At 62.2% G+C, this 16,298-nt stretch carries 12 protein-coding genes and 2 pseudogenes; 10 read left to right on the forward strand and 4 right to left on the reverse strand.

Going from position 1 to position 16,298, the window contains the following annotated elements; translation table 11 throughout:
- Positions 1-18: 18 nt before the first annotated feature.
- The gene (locus ACMHLQ_RS21125; RefSeq protein ID WP_415402642.1) at positions 19-1,284 is read left to right on the forward strand and encodes an alkyl sulfatase dimerization domain-containing protein; all 1,266 of its coding nucleotides are present in this window, start codon (positions 19-21) and stop codon (positions 1,282-1,284) included.
- Here ACMHLQ_RS21125 and ACMHLQ_RS21130 read toward each other — a convergent pair.
- The 4 genes from ACMHLQ_RS21130 to ACMHLQ_RS21145 form a co-directional block, all read right to left on the reverse strand.
- Positions 1,281-2,072 carry a transglutaminase-like domain-containing protein gene (locus tag ACMHLQ_RS21130; RefSeq protein WP_415402643.1) on the reverse strand — a complete coding sequence of 264 codons (792 nt, stop codon included), beginning with the start codon at positions 2,070-2,072 and terminating at the stop codon, positions 1,281-1,283. The two genes, ACMHLQ_RS21125 and ACMHLQ_RS21130, sit on opposite strands and share 4 nt — an antisense overlap.
- Positions 2,073-2,104: 32 nt before the next feature.
- Positions 2,105-3,214, reverse strand: a complete 1,110-nt coding sequence (locus ACMHLQ_RS21135) for a mechanosensitive ion channel family protein (RefSeq protein WP_415402644.1) — start codon at positions 3,212-3,214, stop codon at positions 2,105-2,107.
- Positions 3,211-4,386, reverse strand: coding sequence for a hypothetical protein (locus ACMHLQ_RS21140; RefSeq protein WP_415402645.1), 1,176 nt, complete (start codon positions 4,384-4,386; stop codon positions 3,211-3,213). The genes ACMHLQ_RS21135 and ACMHLQ_RS21140 overlap by 4 nt, the downstream gene beginning before the upstream one ends.
- A gap of 254 nt (positions 4,387-4,640) precedes the next feature.
- Positions 4,641-5,546, reverse strand: coding sequence for a LysR family transcriptional regulator (locus ACMHLQ_RS21145; protein ID WP_415402646.1), 906 nt, complete (start codon positions 5,544-5,546; stop codon positions 4,641-4,643).
- Between the two features lie 179 nt (positions 5,547-5,725).
- Between ACMHLQ_RS21145 and ACMHLQ_RS21150 the strand changes: the two are divergent.
- The 9 genes and pseudogenes from ACMHLQ_RS21150 (at position 5,726) to ACMHLQ_RS21190 (ending at position 16,273) form a co-directional block, all read left to right on the forward strand.
- A pseudogene (locus ACMHLQ_RS21150) lies at positions 5,726-9,126 on the forward strand (indolepyruvate ferredoxin oxidoreductase family protein).
- A gap of 94 nt (positions 9,127-9,220) precedes the next feature.
- Complete coding sequence (locus ACMHLQ_RS21155; protein WP_415402647.1) at positions 9,221-10,102, forward strand: lysophospholipid acyltransferase family protein; 882 nt, start codon at positions 9,221-9,223, stop codon at positions 10,100-10,102.
- A gap of 18 nt (positions 10,103-10,120) precedes the next feature.
- Positions 10,121-10,930 carry a glutamate racemase gene (locus ACMHLQ_RS21160; RefSeq protein WP_415402648.1) on the forward strand — a complete coding sequence of 270 codons (810 nt, stop codon included), beginning with the start codon at positions 10,121-10,123 and terminating at the stop codon, positions 10,928-10,930.
- Positions 10,931-10,957: 27 nt separating this feature from the next.
- The gene (gene argC, locus ACMHLQ_RS21165) at positions 10,958-11,986 is read left to right on the forward strand and encodes an N-acetyl-gamma-glutamyl-phosphate reductase (protein WP_415402649.1); all 1,029 of its coding nucleotides are present in this window, start codon (positions 10,958-10,960) and stop codon (positions 11,984-11,986) included.
- 4 nt (positions 11,987-11,990) lie between these two features.
- The gene (ccmE, locus tag ACMHLQ_RS21170) at positions 11,991-12,434 is read left to right on the forward strand and encodes a cytochrome c maturation protein CcmE (RefSeq protein WP_415402650.1); all 444 of its coding nucleotides are present in this window, start codon (positions 11,991-11,993) and stop codon (positions 12,432-12,434) included.
- 81 nt (positions 12,435-12,515) lie between these two features.
- Positions 12,516-13,127 carry a holin-associated N-acetylmuramidase gene (locus ACMHLQ_RS21175; protein WP_415402651.1) on the forward strand — a complete coding sequence of 204 codons (612 nt, stop codon included), beginning with the start codon at positions 12,516-12,518 and terminating at the stop codon, positions 13,125-13,127.
- Complete coding sequence (locus ACMHLQ_RS21180) at positions 13,118-13,690, forward strand: holin family protein (protein WP_415402652.1); 573 nt, start codon at positions 13,118-13,120, stop codon at positions 13,688-13,690. The genes ACMHLQ_RS21175 and ACMHLQ_RS21180 overlap by 10 nt, the downstream gene beginning before the upstream one ends.
- Before the next feature lie 164 nt (positions 13,691-13,854).
- Positions 13,855-15,821: pseudogene (locus ACMHLQ_RS21185) on the forward strand (heme lyase CcmF/NrfE family subunit).
- Positions 15,818-16,273 (forward strand): cytochrome c-type biogenesis protein CcmH, encoded by a 456-nt coding sequence (locus ACMHLQ_RS21190; protein ID WP_415402653.1) that lies wholly within the window; start codon positions 15,818-15,820, stop codon positions 16,271-16,273. Before ACMHLQ_RS21185 ends, ACMHLQ_RS21190 begins: the two are co-directional and overlap by 4 nt.
- The last annotated feature ends 25 nt before the right edge of the window (positions 16,274-16,298 follow it).

Genomic DNA, 16,298 nt, shown 5'->3' on the forward strand with positions numbered 1-16,298 from the left:
GTTGAGAGGAGGGCGCACATGCCCAATGAACAGCTGATCCACCACAACGCCACGCAGTGTCGCAAGGCCGTGGTCGCGCTTGCGCCCGGAATGTGGAGCGCCGTGGGATTTGCCGCCTCGACGCAGCACATGATCGAGGGGGCGGATACGCTGACCATCGTGGACACATCCGAAAGCACGGGCGCGGCGCGCAATGTTCTGGCCGCATTTCGTGACCTGTCGGACAAGCCCGTGGGGCGCATCATCTATACGCATGGGCACCGCGATCACATCTCTGGCGCGTCCGTCTTTGCCGAAGGGCGCGACATTCCGATCCTGGCGAGTGCCGGGTTTTCAAGCGACCTTGTGGAGCAGGACGCGGATGCCATCGCCCCGCATGCCGCGCTGAACCGTCGGACGGTGGCGCAATTCGGCATCGGGCTGAGCGCGGCGCAGCGCATCTCGATCGGGTGCGGTCCGGGGGATCGACCCATGGAGGGCCTGGGCGCCGGGCATATCCCGCCGACGGAGTTGATTGCCAGTGACACGGATATCGATCTGGACGGGGTTGCCGCCCGTCTGATCATGGTGCCCGGAGAGACCGACGATCACATGGCCGTCTGGTTGCCCGCGGCCAAGGTGCTGTTGCCCGGCGACACCTGGTATCATGCCTTTCCCAACCTTTATGCGATCCGGGGTACGCCCTATCGCGACTTTGCCGTTTGGGCGGACAGTCTGGCGCTGTTGGCGGATCTGGGGGCCGAGGTTCTGGCACCGGGTCATACGATGCCGGTGTTCGGGGCGGACAATGTGCGGGAGGTGCTGACAAGCACGCGCGCGGCGATCCTGCACGTGATGCGCCACACCGCTGCGGGCATGGATGCGGGCCTGTCGATGGATGATATTGCCGCCACGATCACCTTGCCGCCGGAGTTGGCGGAGAAGCCGTGGCTGGGCGCGTTTTACGGCAAGGCCAGTTGGGCGGCGCAGGCCTATGCCACGGGCACGCTGGGCTGGTATGACGGGAACCCGACCCACCTGGGCAGCTTGTCGGATGCCGCCCGTGCGGCGCATGTGGCGGAGCTGGCGGGCGGTGTCACCGCGCTGGAGGCCGCGGCCCGCGCGACGGATGATCTGCAATGGCGCCTTGAGCTGTGCGACCATCTGATGGCGCTGGGTGCCTCTGCCGCTGTGCTGAAGGCCGAGACGATGGAGGCATTGGCGGAGGCCGAGATTAACGCGACCGCGCGCAACACCTATCTGTGGGAGGCCACACGGCTACGTGCGCAGGCTGGGCAGGGTTAGCCGCTGGTGTCGGTCACGCGCGACACGCTCACGCGCGACACGCTCACGCGTTGATCAATCGGGTCGGCCTGGTTTTCCGTTTCCATGAAGGCGACATCGCCCGCATCGCGCCCCGAAGCGATGATGATCAAGTTGTCGGGCGCGCCCATGCCGGTGGCATCCACGAGGTGCCATGCACCATTCAGCCAGACCTCGGCAACCGCGTGAAAGTCCGCGGGCATTACATCGGGGCCGTAGACCGAGGTGTAACGCGCCGGGATGCCTGCGGCGCGGGACAGGGCGCAAACGAGGTGGGCGTAGTCGCGGCAGACCCCCTGAAGGTTCTGGAACGTCTCTATCGCCGTTGTGGCCCCGTGCGACGCGCCAGGGGCGTAGGTGAGTTCGGTTGTGACCCAGTCGCGGATGGCTGCGACCTTTGCCCCGCCACTCACGGTGCCGAATGTTGACTGGGCAAAATCGGTGAAAAGGTCGGACTGGCAGAAACGCGAGGGACGCAGGTAGGTCAGCACGTCCCCCGTGAGCGCGTGCATCGGTTGGGCGGTCAGGCTGGCCAGTGGTGTCTGCGTGCGTGTGATGTCGACGGTCGCCCGGTAGCGCAGGTCGAGCCGTGCGCCTGCGTCCAGCGCCCAGAGCCGCGCGCTGTCGATGCGGTGCAGTGTGGCGGACCCGGCTTTGAGCGTGCTGTGCCGGATGTGCTGCCCCTCTGCCGCGCCTGCCTCGAGCGTCAGCAGCACCGCGTCACCTTCGGTGAGCGTGTAGGCAAGGGAGACGTCAACCGAGAGGCGCATGGGCTTACCCTGTCTATGGTCGGGCGGGGGCGTCAATCCCCCGGTTTTTCGGCCACGGGCCCGGCCTCGACCATCTCTTGTGCGGCTTGGGTTGCGGCGGCGGCGACGGCTGTCTTTTCATCTTCGGTCAGCTTGTGATGGTCGTCCATGCCGGGGATCGCGACACGCACCTCGCGGCGGGCGAATTCGAGGCCGTTTTCCTCGAACGCCTTGTTGACCCGGTTGTAGATTTCCTTGCGCAGGGTGAATTGGGTGCCCGGCTTGGCCATGAACTTGCCCCGGATCACGATGCCCACGTCGTCGAATTCGAACACGCCCTGGGATTTGAACGGTTGCAGGAAATCGTCCTTGTAGAGCTCATGCTGCATCATGTCCTGCCCGATTTTCTTGAACAGTTTGCGCACCTTTTCCGGGTCGGTGCCGAAGGGCACGGTAAAGCGCAGTTTCATGATCACCCAATCGCGCGAGAAGTTGGTGATCTTGGGGATTTCACCATAGGGCAGGGTGTGGACCGGCCCCTTGTGGTGGCGCAGCTGCATGGAGCGGATCGAGATTTTCTCGACCGTGCCCATGGTGCCGTCGACCTCGACATATTCGCCGGTGCGGAAGGCGTCGTCGATCAGGAAGAAGATGCCCGACACCACATCGGTCACCAGCTTTTGTGCGCCGAAACCGATGGCCAGGCCGACGATACCGGCACCGGCGAGGAGGGGGGTCGTGTCCACTCCGATATTGCCGAGGGCCAGCAGCAGGAACACCACCACGATGGTGGCCCGCGCCACGCCGAGGATCAGGGGCAGCACGGTGGACAGGCGCGACCCGCCCGCGCCGCCGCCATCACCGGTGTCTTCGGTGTCGGGGTCATAGCCTGCCGAGGTCTGTTCGGCCGCCAGCTTGCGGTTGATGATAAGCGAGACGACCTCGTAGACCAGATAGCCGATGGACATGATCATCAGGAACTCGATGACCTTGCTGGCAAAGCGTTCGCCCACACCGGCCGAGGCGATGCTGGACGGGGTCATGCCCCAGAAGCCCGCGATGCTGATCAGGACGAGGCCAAAGACGATGACACGCCCGATCCGGATATAGGAGCGTTTGGTCGAGGCGTAGGCGCGCTCTGCCACCGGGCCCTCGCCAGTCATGGGGGGGCGAGGTGGCGCACAAGGCCACGGATCAGGGTGTCCATCGCGGGGGCGAACAGCAGGATGCCCATGGTCTTGTAATGCGGGGAACTGGCCAGCAGGGCCAGGTTGCCGGTGCTGGCCACGATGTTCACGATCCACCACGTGCCGATGGCCACGATCACGCCAAAGATGGGAAAGGCGCGCGCTATGCGCTCTTCGATCGGGCTGACATCCGGGTCAGCGCCGCGCATCATCATCACGGAGGCCTCGCGGTAGCGCCAGATCACGATGGCTGCATAAAGGTGAATGCCGAGGTTCAGCCAGAACCCCAGCCGCGTCTCACCCATCGGCACCCCGTTGGCCGCGTTGAACCGGATGATGAAGGTGGAAAAGCCGATCAGGAAGACGAACCAGAACATATGGAATACCATCCGCCGCGCCGTCCTGTCGGTGGCGTGCACGATCCGGTAGGCGGGGTTGTTCGGTGCCATCAGGAACCGCGCCACCGCCACGGAGAGCCGTGGCAAACCGATCAGCAAAGGCCCAACCGCACCGATGAACGGGCGGTAGAACGGCGGCACCAGGTAATAGGTGATCAGGTAGGCCGCGAGGACAAAAACACCGACGGCCACGATTTCGCTGGTCAGACGTTTGGAGAGCAGAACAACCGTTTGTGTCAGCGTTGCGTTTTCGGGCAATTGCGGCGGCAATGTCAGCCAGGCGCGCGTCACGCGGCGAAAGATCAACTCGGCCACAACGCCACCGGCGATGGCCAGCAGCAGAAAGCCGAATGTCCGTGCCAGCCCGTCCAGCCCGAGGAAACTGCCAAAATTGGAAAACGCCCTGGCCTGGGCAGTAAACAGGTTCGGCAACCGTTCGATAGCCACAACAATCGCGCCAAACGCCCCGCTGGTGGCGTGATAGAACAGCTGCGAGACGTCGGCCTCTTCGTCCTCGGCCGTGGTCTGGGCGTTCAACTGGTCCAGAAGCAGGTCGCGCACCTGCGTGTCGCTGAGCCGGGAAATCAGTGCATTTGCAGCCTCGGGTGTGAGCGGGTCGGGCAGCACAGGAGTCTCGGACGTATCCGTCGTGCCGCTGGTGGGCATCAAGGATTGAGCGGTTGCGAGTGGCGCGGCTAAAATCGCACTTACCAATATGAGCATGCGCAAGAGCATGTTGATATGGTTCATTTGGCGTCCCCCTGGTCTTTTGAGGACACCCTGCGTCTGTAGTGGGAGACGGCGCAAGGGCTTTCCTTGCGCGCCTCTGCCGGGCTGAGTGCAAAAAAAGGCCGAGCGCGAAGCTCGGCCAAGTCCAACAGGGAGGTGAAGATGACGCATACGCGCCATGTCTCTTCATCAGGCGAGGTAGGCGCGCGATTGCACCCGATCAAGGCACTTTTTAAACTTTGATTGGCATGGCGGCTATGCAATTACTGCATGGCTTACAGGTTTTCTTTTTGTCTCAACATCTTGCGGTATGCGATGATCTCTTCCTGCACGAAATCGCGGAAGGCGGCGATCCGCTTGGACTGCCGCAATTCTTCTGGATATGCCAAAAAAACGGGCACATCGGCAGATTCAATTTCGGGCAGGACCCGGATGAGTCGTGGATCATCCAGCGCGACATAGTCGGGCAGGATGCCAAGCCCGAGGTCTTGCAACACGCCCTGCAGCACCCCGAAGTAATTGTTGACCGTCAGCAGTGAGCGCACGTCATAAGTTAAAAGGTGCTGCACAAGGCTGGACCCCGCCCCGACCTGGGCGGCATTCACGCTTTGGCAGATCAGGCGGTGATCAACGAGGTCGTCGAGATCCTCGGGCACCCCGTTGGCGTCGAGATAGGCCTGCGTGGCAAAGACCTGCATCTTGACCGTCATCAGCCGCTTGCGGATCAGATCGGCCTGGCTGGGTTCTTTCATGCGGATGGCGACATCGGCCTCTCGCATGGGCAGATCGAGCACGCGTTCCTCGAGCATCAGGTCCACGCGCAGGTCGGGATACTGTTCATAGAGCTTGGACAGGCGCGGGGCGAGCCAGAGCGTGCCGAACCCGATGGTGGTGGTCACGCGCAGGTCGCCGAACACTTCCTCTTCGCTGTCGCGGATGCGGGCGCTGGCGGTGTCGAGACGCTTGTTCATTGCGCTGGTGGCGTCAAACAGCAATTCGCCCTGTTCGGTCAGGATCAGGCCGCGCGCATGGCGGTGAAACAGGGTGGCGTTCAGCGATTCTTCTAAGCCGCGAATCTGGCGGGACACGGCGGATTGGCTGAGATTCAGCTTGTCCCCCGCATGCGTGAGGCTGCCCGCGTCGGCAACCGCGTGAAAGATACGTAACTTGTCCCAGTCCATTTGCATCACATCCGTAACGTTTGCCTGACCCTATCCGAAATGATCATATTTCACAGCAGCGGGACGGCTGGAACATGAAGATTACAAAAATATTTGTAGGCGGGTCAGCATTTGTGACCTAATATTAAGCGAAAGCTATGCAACACTGAGTTGAGCCAATCGGGGCAGGGAGGCCGCTGATGAGCACGCAGAAGATTTCGCTAAACGACCGATATGATCTGGAAAAGAGCCCGGTGCTTTTGAACGGCACGCAGGCGCTGGTGCGGTTGATGCTGATGCAGAAGGCGCGCGATGTTGCCGCAGGGTTGAACACCGCCGGTTTGGTGACGGGCTATCGCGGATCGCCGCTGGGGGCGGTCGATATGCAGATGACCCGGGCATTAAAGCAGTTGGCCGCGGCCGATGTGACCTTTCAGGCGGGGTTGAACGAGGATCTGGCCGCAACTGCCCTGTGGGGCGCGCAGCAGGCCGAGGTGCGGGGCGAGGGCAAATACGACGGTGTGTTTGGCCTGTGGTACGGCAAGGGGCCGGGCGTCGACCGGTCGGGCGACGTGATGCGCCATGCCAACATGGCAGGGTCGTCGCGCCACGGTGGTGTGCTGATGGCGATGGGGGATGACCACACGGGCGAATCCTCGACCGTGCTGCACCAGTCCGAATTCGCGATGGTCGATGCCTATATGCCCGTGGTGTCGCCTGCCGGTGTGCAGGAGATCATGGATTACGGCCTTTATGGCATTGCGCTGAGCCGGTTTGCGGGCGTTTGGGTCGGCCTCAAGACCATGAAGGATACGGTGGAGGCGACATCGGTGGTGGACGGCGATCCCTACCGCTTGTCCTTTGTCACGCCGGATTACGAGATGCCCGAGGGTGGGTTGAACATCCGTCTGGTCGATGACCGGATCGAGCAGGAGGCCCGCCTGATCGATCACAAACGCTATGCGGCCGAGGCGTTCTCCTATGCCAACAAGATGGACAAGCGGGTCTGGGGTAAGCCGGGCGCCAAGATCGGTTTTGTCGCGGCTGGCAAGAACTGGCTGGACTTGGTGCATGCGCTGTCGCTGCTGAACATCGATGCAGAGGAGGCGGAGCGTCTTGGCCTGACCACCTACAAGGTGGGGCAGACATGGCCGCTGGACATGAAGGGCTTTAACGAGTGGGCCGAGGGCCTCGACCTGATCGTCGTGGTCGAGGAAAAGCGCAAACTGCTTGAGGTACAGATCAAGGAAGCCATTTTCGACAACCGTCAGGGTCGCCGTGTGTACGGAGGCATGAAGGATGGCGAGGTGTTTTTCAGTGCCAAGTGGGCGCTGGACCCGGTCGAGATTGCCATGAAGCTGGGCCAGGTGCTGATCGACGAGGGGCGCAACACGGATGGCATCCAGGCGGGTATGCTGACGCTGGACGAGGCGCGCCGGTCCGACAATGCCGAGGAGATCGCGGCGCGCCTTCCTTATTTCTGCTCGGGCTGTCCGCACAATTCATCGACCAAGGTGCCTGACGGGTCGCGCGCCTATGCCGGGATCGGCTGTCACTTCATGGCGCAGTGGATGGACCGCGAGACGCTGGGCTATACCCATATGGGGGCCGAAGGGGCGAACTGGATCGGTGAGGCGCCGTTTTCGACGCGCGAACATGTGTTTCAGAACCTTGGGGACGGGACCTATAACCACTCGGGCGTGCAGGCCGTTCGCGCGGCTTTGGCTGCGGGGACGAACATCACTTACAAGATCCTCTACAATGATGCCGTTGCCATGACTGGTGGGCAGAGCAATGAGGGGGGCTGGACCCCTACCGCATCGTGGATGAGGTGCGCGCGATGGGCTGTACCCATGTGGCTGTGGTCTTTGATGACAAGGAAGACGTGGATGTGGGCCGCTTTCCCGCCGGTGTCGATGTGCACGAGCGGGCAGAGTTGCAGACGGTGCAGGAACGGCTCGCCAAGGTCGAAGGGGTCAGCGTCATTGTCTATGTGCAGACCTGTGCGGCGGAAAAGCGGCGGCGGCGCAAGCGCGGGACCTTCCCCGACATCGACAAGCGCGTGTTCATCAATACGGATGTCTGCGAAGGGTGCGGCGATTGTGGGGTGCAGTCCAACTGTGTGTCCATCGTACCGGCGGAGACCGAGCTGGGGCGCAAGCGGGCGATTGATCAGTCGAGCTGCAACAAGGATTTTTCCTGCGTCAAAGGGTTCTGCCCGTCATTCGTGACGCTGGAAGGCGCGCAGGTGAAGAAGGCGGCGACAACCGAGTTGCACTTGCCCGACCTGCCGCAGCCTGAATTGCCGACGATCAAGGGCACGTGGAACGTGGTCATCACCGGGGTGGGCGGCACGGGCGTTGTCACCATCGGCGCGGTCATGGCCCAAGCCGCCCATATCGACGGCAAAGGCGCGGGCATGATGGAGATGGCGGGCCTCGCCCAGAAGGGCGGCGCGGTGCATATCCACTGCCGTCTGGCCAATGACCCGCATGACATCAGCGCCATTCGCGTGGCCACGGGCGAAGCGGATGCACTGATCGGCGGCGATCTGGTGGTGAGTGCGGGGGCCAAGACGCTGGGGCTGATGAGCGCGGGGCGCACCGGCGCGGTTGTGAACAGCCACGAGATCATCACCGGCGATTTCACCCGCGATACTGAATTTGCACTGCCGACGGATCGCTTGTCCCTCGCGCTTGAGGCGCGGCTGCGGGACCGCGTGGATATGTTCGATGCCTCGGACCTCGCCAAGGCCACGATGGGCGACAGCATCTTTTCCAACATGATGATCTTTGGCGGGGCCTGGCAGCGCGGGCTGGTGCCTCTGAGCTATGACGCGATCATGCAGGCCATCGATCTGAACGGGGCGGCGGTGGACAAGAACTGCCGCGCCTTTGACATCGGGCGCTGGGCGGTGCTGCACGCGGAGGAGGCCGCGCGGATTGCAGAGCCGAAGGTGATCCAACTGCCGAAATCGCTGGACGAAAAGATCGCATTTCGCGCGGATCATCTGGTGAAGTATCAGGGCAAGCGGCTGGCCAAGCGCTATCGCAAGCTGGTGGACGGGATCGCGGACCAGGACGTGAAGGAAGCGGTGGCCAAGGGCTATCACAAGCTGCTGGCCTACAAGGACGAATATGAGGTGGCCCGCCTGCATCTCGAGACCGAAGCCAAGGCGCGCGAACAGTTCGATGGCGATTTCACCATGAAATTCCACCTTGCCCCGCCACTGCTGTCCAAGGAGGGACCGGACGGGCGACCGGTGAAAAAGGAGTATGGCCCCGGCATGATGCGCAATTTCCGTCTGCTCGCGAAACTGAAGCGCCTGCGGGGCACGCCGCTGGACGTGTTCGGCCGCACCGAGGAACGCCGTATGGAGCGGGCGCTGATCAAGCAATATGAGGCAGATATGAAGGATGTGCTGCCCCAACTGATCAACCGCACCCGTGATGCCATCATTGCATTGGCCGCGCTGCCGCTGGATATCCGCGGCTTTGGCCCGGTCAAACAGGGCAACGAGGCCAAGGCGGCCAAACGGCGCGAGGAATTGCTGGCGGTGATCCGGACGGGCGGGCCCGAACAGGCGCAGGCGGCGGAGTGATGGCGTCACGCCTCTGTCATAGAGGCTAGCCAGAATAGGCTCTCACCACTAAATAGAAGCGGATTGACGCCTAGAAAGAGCATTCGAGTCGTTTATGCCCAAGCCGGACCGCCAGATCACCCGCGAGATTTCCTATGCCCATTCGGCAGAGACCAAGGGTGGGCGGGCGCTGATCCGTATCCTCGAAAATACGACCGGACGGTTGCGGCTGATCAAGCGGGCCCAAGGCTATGAGCACGAAGTGGCGGCGGGCCGCGATTTCTGGGCCGTTATGGTCGAACGCTATGGCCTGACGCTGGACGTTGTGGGCGGATCGCTGGACAACATTCCGACCGACAAGCCGCTGATCCTGATCGCCAATCACCCTTACGGTATCCTCGATGGTCTGATGATGGGGCACATCCTGTCGATGGTGCGGGGCGATTTCCGTATCATGGCAAATTCGGTGTTCAAGAAGGCCGAAGAGCTGAACCGCGTGCTGCTGCCCATCAGTTTCGATGAGACGCGCGAAGCGATGGCGTTGAACATCGAGACCCGCAAGGAGGCGCTGCGCTACCTCGGCGCGGGCGGGGCCATCGGCGTCTTTCCCGGTGGCACGGTCAGCACGGCGGCCAAGCCGTTTTCCAAGCCGATGGATCCGGGCTGGCGCAGCTTTACCGCCCGTATGGTGGCTAAATCGGATGCGACTGTCGTGCCGCTGTATTTTGACGGGCACACCAGCCGCCTGTTCCAGATTGCCAGCCACATGCACAACACGCTGCGCCTTGGGCTGCTGATCAAGGAGTTCAAGAAACGTGTCGATACGCCTGTGCAGGTCGTTGTCGGGGATCCGATTGATCGGCAGGTTCTGGATCCCATGGCGCGCGACTCCAAACAGATGATGGAATTCCTTCGAAAAGCCACGTATGAGCTGAATCCGAACCCGGTCAAGATGTTTGATCTGGGCTATGAGTTTGAAGAGCGGCACCGCACCTGAGCCGCAGCAGGGCATGTGATGGCAGTTGGTATTTTCGATTCCGGTCTGGGCGGGCTGACCGTGCTAGACGCCGCGCAAAAGCGGCTGCCGGATGTGGAGTTCGTATACCTCGCCGACAGTGCCAACGCGCCTTATGGCGTGCGTACGGCGGATGATATTTTCAACCTGACCTGTGCGGCAGTGCAGCGCCTGTTTGATGCGGGCTGCGATCTGGTGATCCTGGCGTGCAACACGGCCTCTGCCGCTGCGCTGCGGCGGATGCAGGAGTCCTGGGTGCCCGAAGATAAGCGGGTGCTGGGTGTGTTTGTGCCCATGATCGAGGCGCTGACCGAGCGGCAATGGGGCGACAATTCGCCCCCGCGTGAAGTGGCCGTGCAGCATGTGGCCCTGTTTGCGACGCCTGCGACTGTGGCGTCCCGCGCGTTTCAGCGCGAGCTGGCCTTCCGCGCCATCGGTGTGGATGTGGAGGCGCAGGCCTGCGGTGGCGTGGTTGATGCGATCGAGGACGGAGACATGATCCTGGCGGATGCGCTGGTGCGTTCTCACGTCGACGCGCTGAAGCGCAAGATGCCGGACCCGCAGGCGGCCATTTTGGGCTGTACACACTATCCGCTGATGCAGGACGAGTTTCAGGAGGCGCTGGGCGAGGGCGTTGCCGTCTATTCGCAAGCAAGCCTCGTCGGGGAGAGCCTTGCCGACTACCTTGACCGGCACCCGGACAAGATGGGCACGGGCACCAGCGCCTACATCACCACGGGCGATCCCAAGACGGTCAGCACCCGTGCCACGCAGTTTTTGCGACGACAGATCACGTTTGATTCCGCTTGATCTGAAACTTTGCATGGACGTGAAAACATGACCTACAACATCGCTATTCTGGGCGCTTCCGGCTATACGGGCGCTGAACTGATCCGGCTGATTGCCGGGCATTCCTCTATCAATATCAAGGCCTTGGGCGCCTTTTCCAAGGCGGGCCAGACCGTTGCGCAAGTCTATCCGCATCTGCGCCATCTGGATTTGCCGCCTATGGTGGCCTTTGACCAGATTAACTGGAGCGGCATTGATCTGTGTTTCTGCGCGCTGCCGCACAAGACCAGCCAGGAGGTGATTTCGGGCCTGCCGCGCGATTTGCGGATCGTGGATTTGTCGGCTGATTTCCGGCTGCGCGATCCCGAAGCCTATGCCAAGTGGTATGGCAACCCGCATTCGGCGGTCGAGATGCAGGGTGAGGCGGTTTACGGGCTGACCGAATTTTACCGGGACGAGATTGCGGGCGCGCGTCTGGTGGCGGGCACCGGGTGCAATGCGGCGACGGGGCAGTTTGCGTTGCGCCCGCTGATCGCGGCGGGTGTGATTGATCTGGATGAGATCATTCTGGATCTGAAAGCCGCCGTGTCGGGCGCGGGCCGGGCATTGAAGGAAAACCTGCTGCATGCGGAACTGTCCGAGGGCTATCACGCCTATGCGACGGGCGGCGCGCACCGGCATCTTGGGGAGTTCGATCAGGAATTCAGCAAAGTGGCGGGCCGGGACGTGCATATCCAGTTCCAGCCGCATCTGATCCCTGCGAACCGGGGTATCCTCGGCACGGCCTATGTGAAGGGCGAAGCGCAGGCGATTTATGACGCGCTTGGTGCGGCTTACGCGGACGAGTCCTTTATCGAGGTGCTGCCGCTGGGCGAGGTGCCGAGCACCCGGCATGTGCGTGGATCGAACTTTTGTCACATCGGCGTGGCGGCGGATCGGTTGCCGGGCCGGACGGTGGTGGTTGCCGCCCTCGACAATCTGACGAAAGGGTCATCGGGGCAGGCGTTGCAAAACGCCAACCTGATGTTAGATATTGAAGAGACCGAGGGGCTGATGATGGCCCCGCTATTCCCGTGAGCACATGAAGAGCCTCAAGAAACAGCGCCGTATTCAGATCATCGCCTTGGCCGCCGTCGCCCTGACGGTGTCCACGGCGCTGATCGGCTATGCGATGCGGGACGGGATCAATTTCTTCCGTGCGCCCAGCCAGATCATGGCCGAACCGCCGGGCCCGACGGAGGTGTTTCGCATCGGCGGGCTGGTGGCCGAGGGTTCGTTGATCCGGGGACAGGGCGAATCGATCCGCTTTGAGGTGACGGATGGCGGTGCGGCTGTTCCGGTGGTCTTTACAGGGGTGTTGCCGGATCTGTTTGAGGAAAACCAGGGCATGGTCGGCACCGGGCGTTACATCAACGGTGTCTTCGAAGCCTCTGAAATCCTTGCCAAACACGACGAGACTTATATGCCTGCCGAAGTCGTGGACGCCCTGAAAGAACAAGGCGTTTATCAGGATCCCAACGGGTAGCGCACGGTCTGGTTAAGGGCCGTTAACCAACATTACAGCAGTCTTGCCCCACGGAACGGACATGAGCCGACGGGGTCAGATATGCAGACTGTACGTGAGATTGCCAAAGAGATCGTTGCCCGCGAGGGTGGCTATGTGAATGATCCGGACGATCCGGGTGGGGCAACGAAATACGGTGTGACGATCCACACCATGCAGCGCCTTGGCATCGATTTGGACCGCGATGGTGATGTGGATGTTGCAGACGTCAAACAACTGACGCGCAAACACGCGACGGACATCTTTATCAAACACTACTTCGAGGGGCCGCTGATCGCGGAATTGCCCGCGCCGCTGCATGCGACGGTGTTTGACATGTATGTCAACGCGGGCGGCAATGCGATCAAGATCCTCCAGCGTCTGTTGACCGAGATGGGACATCCTTGTGTGATAGACGGTGCCCTGGGGCCGCAGTCCATTGGGGCCGCGCGCGCCGCCTATGCGCAAGCACCGGATCATATGGTTGATGCCTACGGGATCGCCCGGCGCAACTATTACTTCCGCATCGCAGACCGCCGCCCGGCCAGCCGCAAATATGCGCGCACACGGGCGGGGGGCAAAGGCGGCTGGATCAAGCGGGCCGAAGAGTTCATTGCGCCCCGCTTTCATCTGAGCAATGCACAATTTCAACAGAGGGTGGCGACATGGGGTTGATGGAACGGATGTTTGGCCTGCTGTTTGGTGGGGGAGCCAATGTCGTGAAGGACACCGTTGAAGTGTTCCGCGAAAACGCCGAAGCCGGGTCGGCACGTGCCCATGCGGTGCAGGTGCAGGCGATGAAGGAGTTTGGCCAGGAATTCATGGTGCCGCGCCAGGGGGTATTTGACCGCATCATGGATGGGGTGAACCGGCTGCCGCGCCCTATGCTTGCCTTGGGCACGCTGGGGCTGTTCGTGTCGGCGATGGTGGAACCGTTGTGGTTTGCCGAGCGGATGCAGGGCATTGCGCTGGTGCCCGAGCCGCTGTGGTGGCTGCTGGGTGTGATCGTATCCTTCTATTTCGGGGCGCGCCATCAGGTGAAGGCCCAGCAGTTCCAGCGTGAGATCGTGGAGACGATGCACCGCGTGCCGCAGGTGATCGAAAACGTGGCCGCCTTGCGCGCGTTGCGGGCCGACAGTGTTGGCGTGGCTGCCACCGGGGATGATGCGCGCCTGACGGCTGCGTCGCTCTTGCCGGATGCGAATCCGGCGCTGGAGGAGTGGCGCCGGGTGGCATGAGGCCTGAGCGGTCGCCAGAAAGTGGGCGGTGTTTTTCATGGGGGCTCTGCCCCCAGACCCCCGGGTTTTTTTGAACAGAGAAGAAGGGTGGGCTGGCGATGTCGTGATCTATCGCCCGCCTTTGTCGCATTGGCGGCGTTGACCTCGTCACGTATAGTGACGTCATGATTACAGAGCTTGGTCACTTCGCCCTTATTCTCGCATTCCTGGTGGCAATCGTGCAGGCCACTGTGCCCTTGATCGGGGCGTGGCGGCGCAACCCGCGCTGGATGGCGGTTGCCGAACCTGCGGCCTCAGCCCAGTGCCTTTTGATCGCCTTTTCCTTTGCGGCGCTGATGTATGCCTTTATCGTTTCGGACTTTTCCCTGCGCCTTGTCGTGCTGAACAGCCATTCGGCCAAGCCGATGCTCTACAAGATTTCCGGCACATGGGGGAACCACGAGGGGTCCATGCTGTTGTGGGTGCTGATCGTGGCGCTGTTTGGTGCGATGGCGGCATGGTTCGGGGGAATTTGCCGCCCTCTTTGCGCGCCCGTGTTCTGGCCGTGCAGGGGGCGATTGGCGTCGCATTCCTTGCCTTTATCCTGTTCACATCGAATCCATTCCTGCGCCTTGCCGTGCCGCCCTTTGACGGGCAGGACCTGAACCCGCTGTTGCAGGACCCCGGCTTGGCCTTCCATCCGCCGTTTCTCTATCTCGGCTATGTGGGTCTGAGCATGGCGTTTTCCTTTGCCGTGGCGGCCCTGATCGAAGGGCGCGTCGATGCCGCCTGGGGACGCTGGGTGCGGCCCTGGACGCTGGCGGCCTGGGTGTTTCTGACCATCGGCATCGCGCTTGGGTCCTGGTGGGCCTATTACGAGTTGGGTTGGGGCGGTTTCTGGTTCTGGGACCCGGTTGAAAACGCATCCTTCATGCCGTGGCTGCTGGCCGCAGCGCTGGTGCATTCCGCCATCGTTGTGGAAAAGCGCGAGAGCCTGAAGGCCTGGACGATCCTGCTGGCCATCCTTGCCTTTGGCTTTTCGCTGATCGGGACGTTCATCGTGCGCTCTGGCCTGCTGACATCGGTGCATGCCTTTGCCAACGACCCCGAACGCGGTGTGTTCATCCTGATGATCATGGGCTTTTTCATGGGCGGTGCGCTGATCCTGTTTGCCCTGCGCGCGGGTGCGATGGAGGCGCGCGGTGTGTTCGGCATGGTCAGCCGCGAAAGTGCGCTGGTGGCCAACAATGTGCTGCTGGCGGTGAGTTGTTTCGTGGTGTTCGTGGGGACGATGTGGCCGCTGGTGGCCGAGATGTTCTTTGACCGCAAGCTGAGCGTGGGGCCGCCATTCTTCAACATGGCCTTCACGCCCTTCATGGTGATCCTGGGCCTCATCTTGCCTGTGGGTGCGATGATGCCGTGGAAACGCGGTAGTCTGGCCAAGGCCGCGTGGCCGCTGCGCTATGTCCTTGTGCTGGCCATTGCCTTTGGCGGGCTGGCCTGGGCCTTGCAGACCGGGCGCAGCCTGATCGGGCCGATGGGTGCGTTTCTGGGCGCGTGGTTGGTGATGGGCGCGGCTGTCGATCTGGCAAGCCGGACGGGCCAAAAGTTCAACGCGGGCCGCTTGTGGCGGTTGCCCCGTGCCGATTGGGGCAAGGCGGTGGCCCATGCGGGTCTTGGCATCACGATGCTTGGGGTCGCGGGCCTGACCTCTTGGCAGTCGGAAGACATTCGCGTCGCGCAGATCGGTGAATCCTTTGAAGTGGGGGGGTATACACTCACCCTCGATAAGGTCGAGGATGTGGAGGGGCCGAATTACCTGTCCACGATGGGGTTCCTGACCCTGTCGCGCGACGGCAAGGAAATTTCGCAGCTGCGCCCGGAAAAGCGGATTTACCCGGTGGCGCAGATGCCCACCACAGAGGCGGGCATCGACTATAACCTGGCGCGCGACGTCTATGTGGTGATCGGGGATCCGCAAGCCAACGGAGGCTGGGCAGTGCGGACCTATATCAAGCCGCTGACCAACTGGATCTGGATCGGCTGTGCGCTGATGTCCTTGGGCGGGTTCCTCTCCTTGAGCGACCGGCGGTTCCGTGTGGCCGTGGGTGCGCGCAAGTCGCAAAAGGCGCAAGCGGTGGCAGCAGAATGATACGGCTGGCCGCCTTGTTCTGGCTGGTATGGGCCACGGCCCTGATGGCGCTTGATCCGTCCGAAATGTTGGAAGACCCGGCACTCGAGGCGCGGGCGCGGGGCCTTGATCACGCCTTGCGCTGTGTCGTGTGCCAGTCGGAATCCGTCGCATCATCCAATGCGCAATGGGCGGTGGATACACGCCGGGTGATCCGCGAGCAGGTGGCCTCGGGGCAGACGGATGCGCAGATCGTCGACTTCTTTGTCGAGCGCTATGGCGAGTTCGTGTTGATGAACCCGCGCGCATCTGGATCGAACTGGCTGCTTTGGGCTGCAGGGCCGTTGATGTTCCTCTTGGCTGCGGGCATCGGCTATGGCTATTTGCGGGGGCGCAGTGCGACCCCGGCCGCCCCGGATGCCGGGCTCAGCTCGGATGAGGCCAAGCGCCTGCGCGAGATTTTGGACGAGTAACGGCGCGTCGGGGCTTTTCTAAACT

It is taken from the genome of Tateyamaria algicola (genome assembly GCF_047715485.1).
GTDB lineage: Bacteria > Pseudomonadota > Alphaproteobacteria > Rhodobacterales > Rhodobacteraceae > Tateyamaria.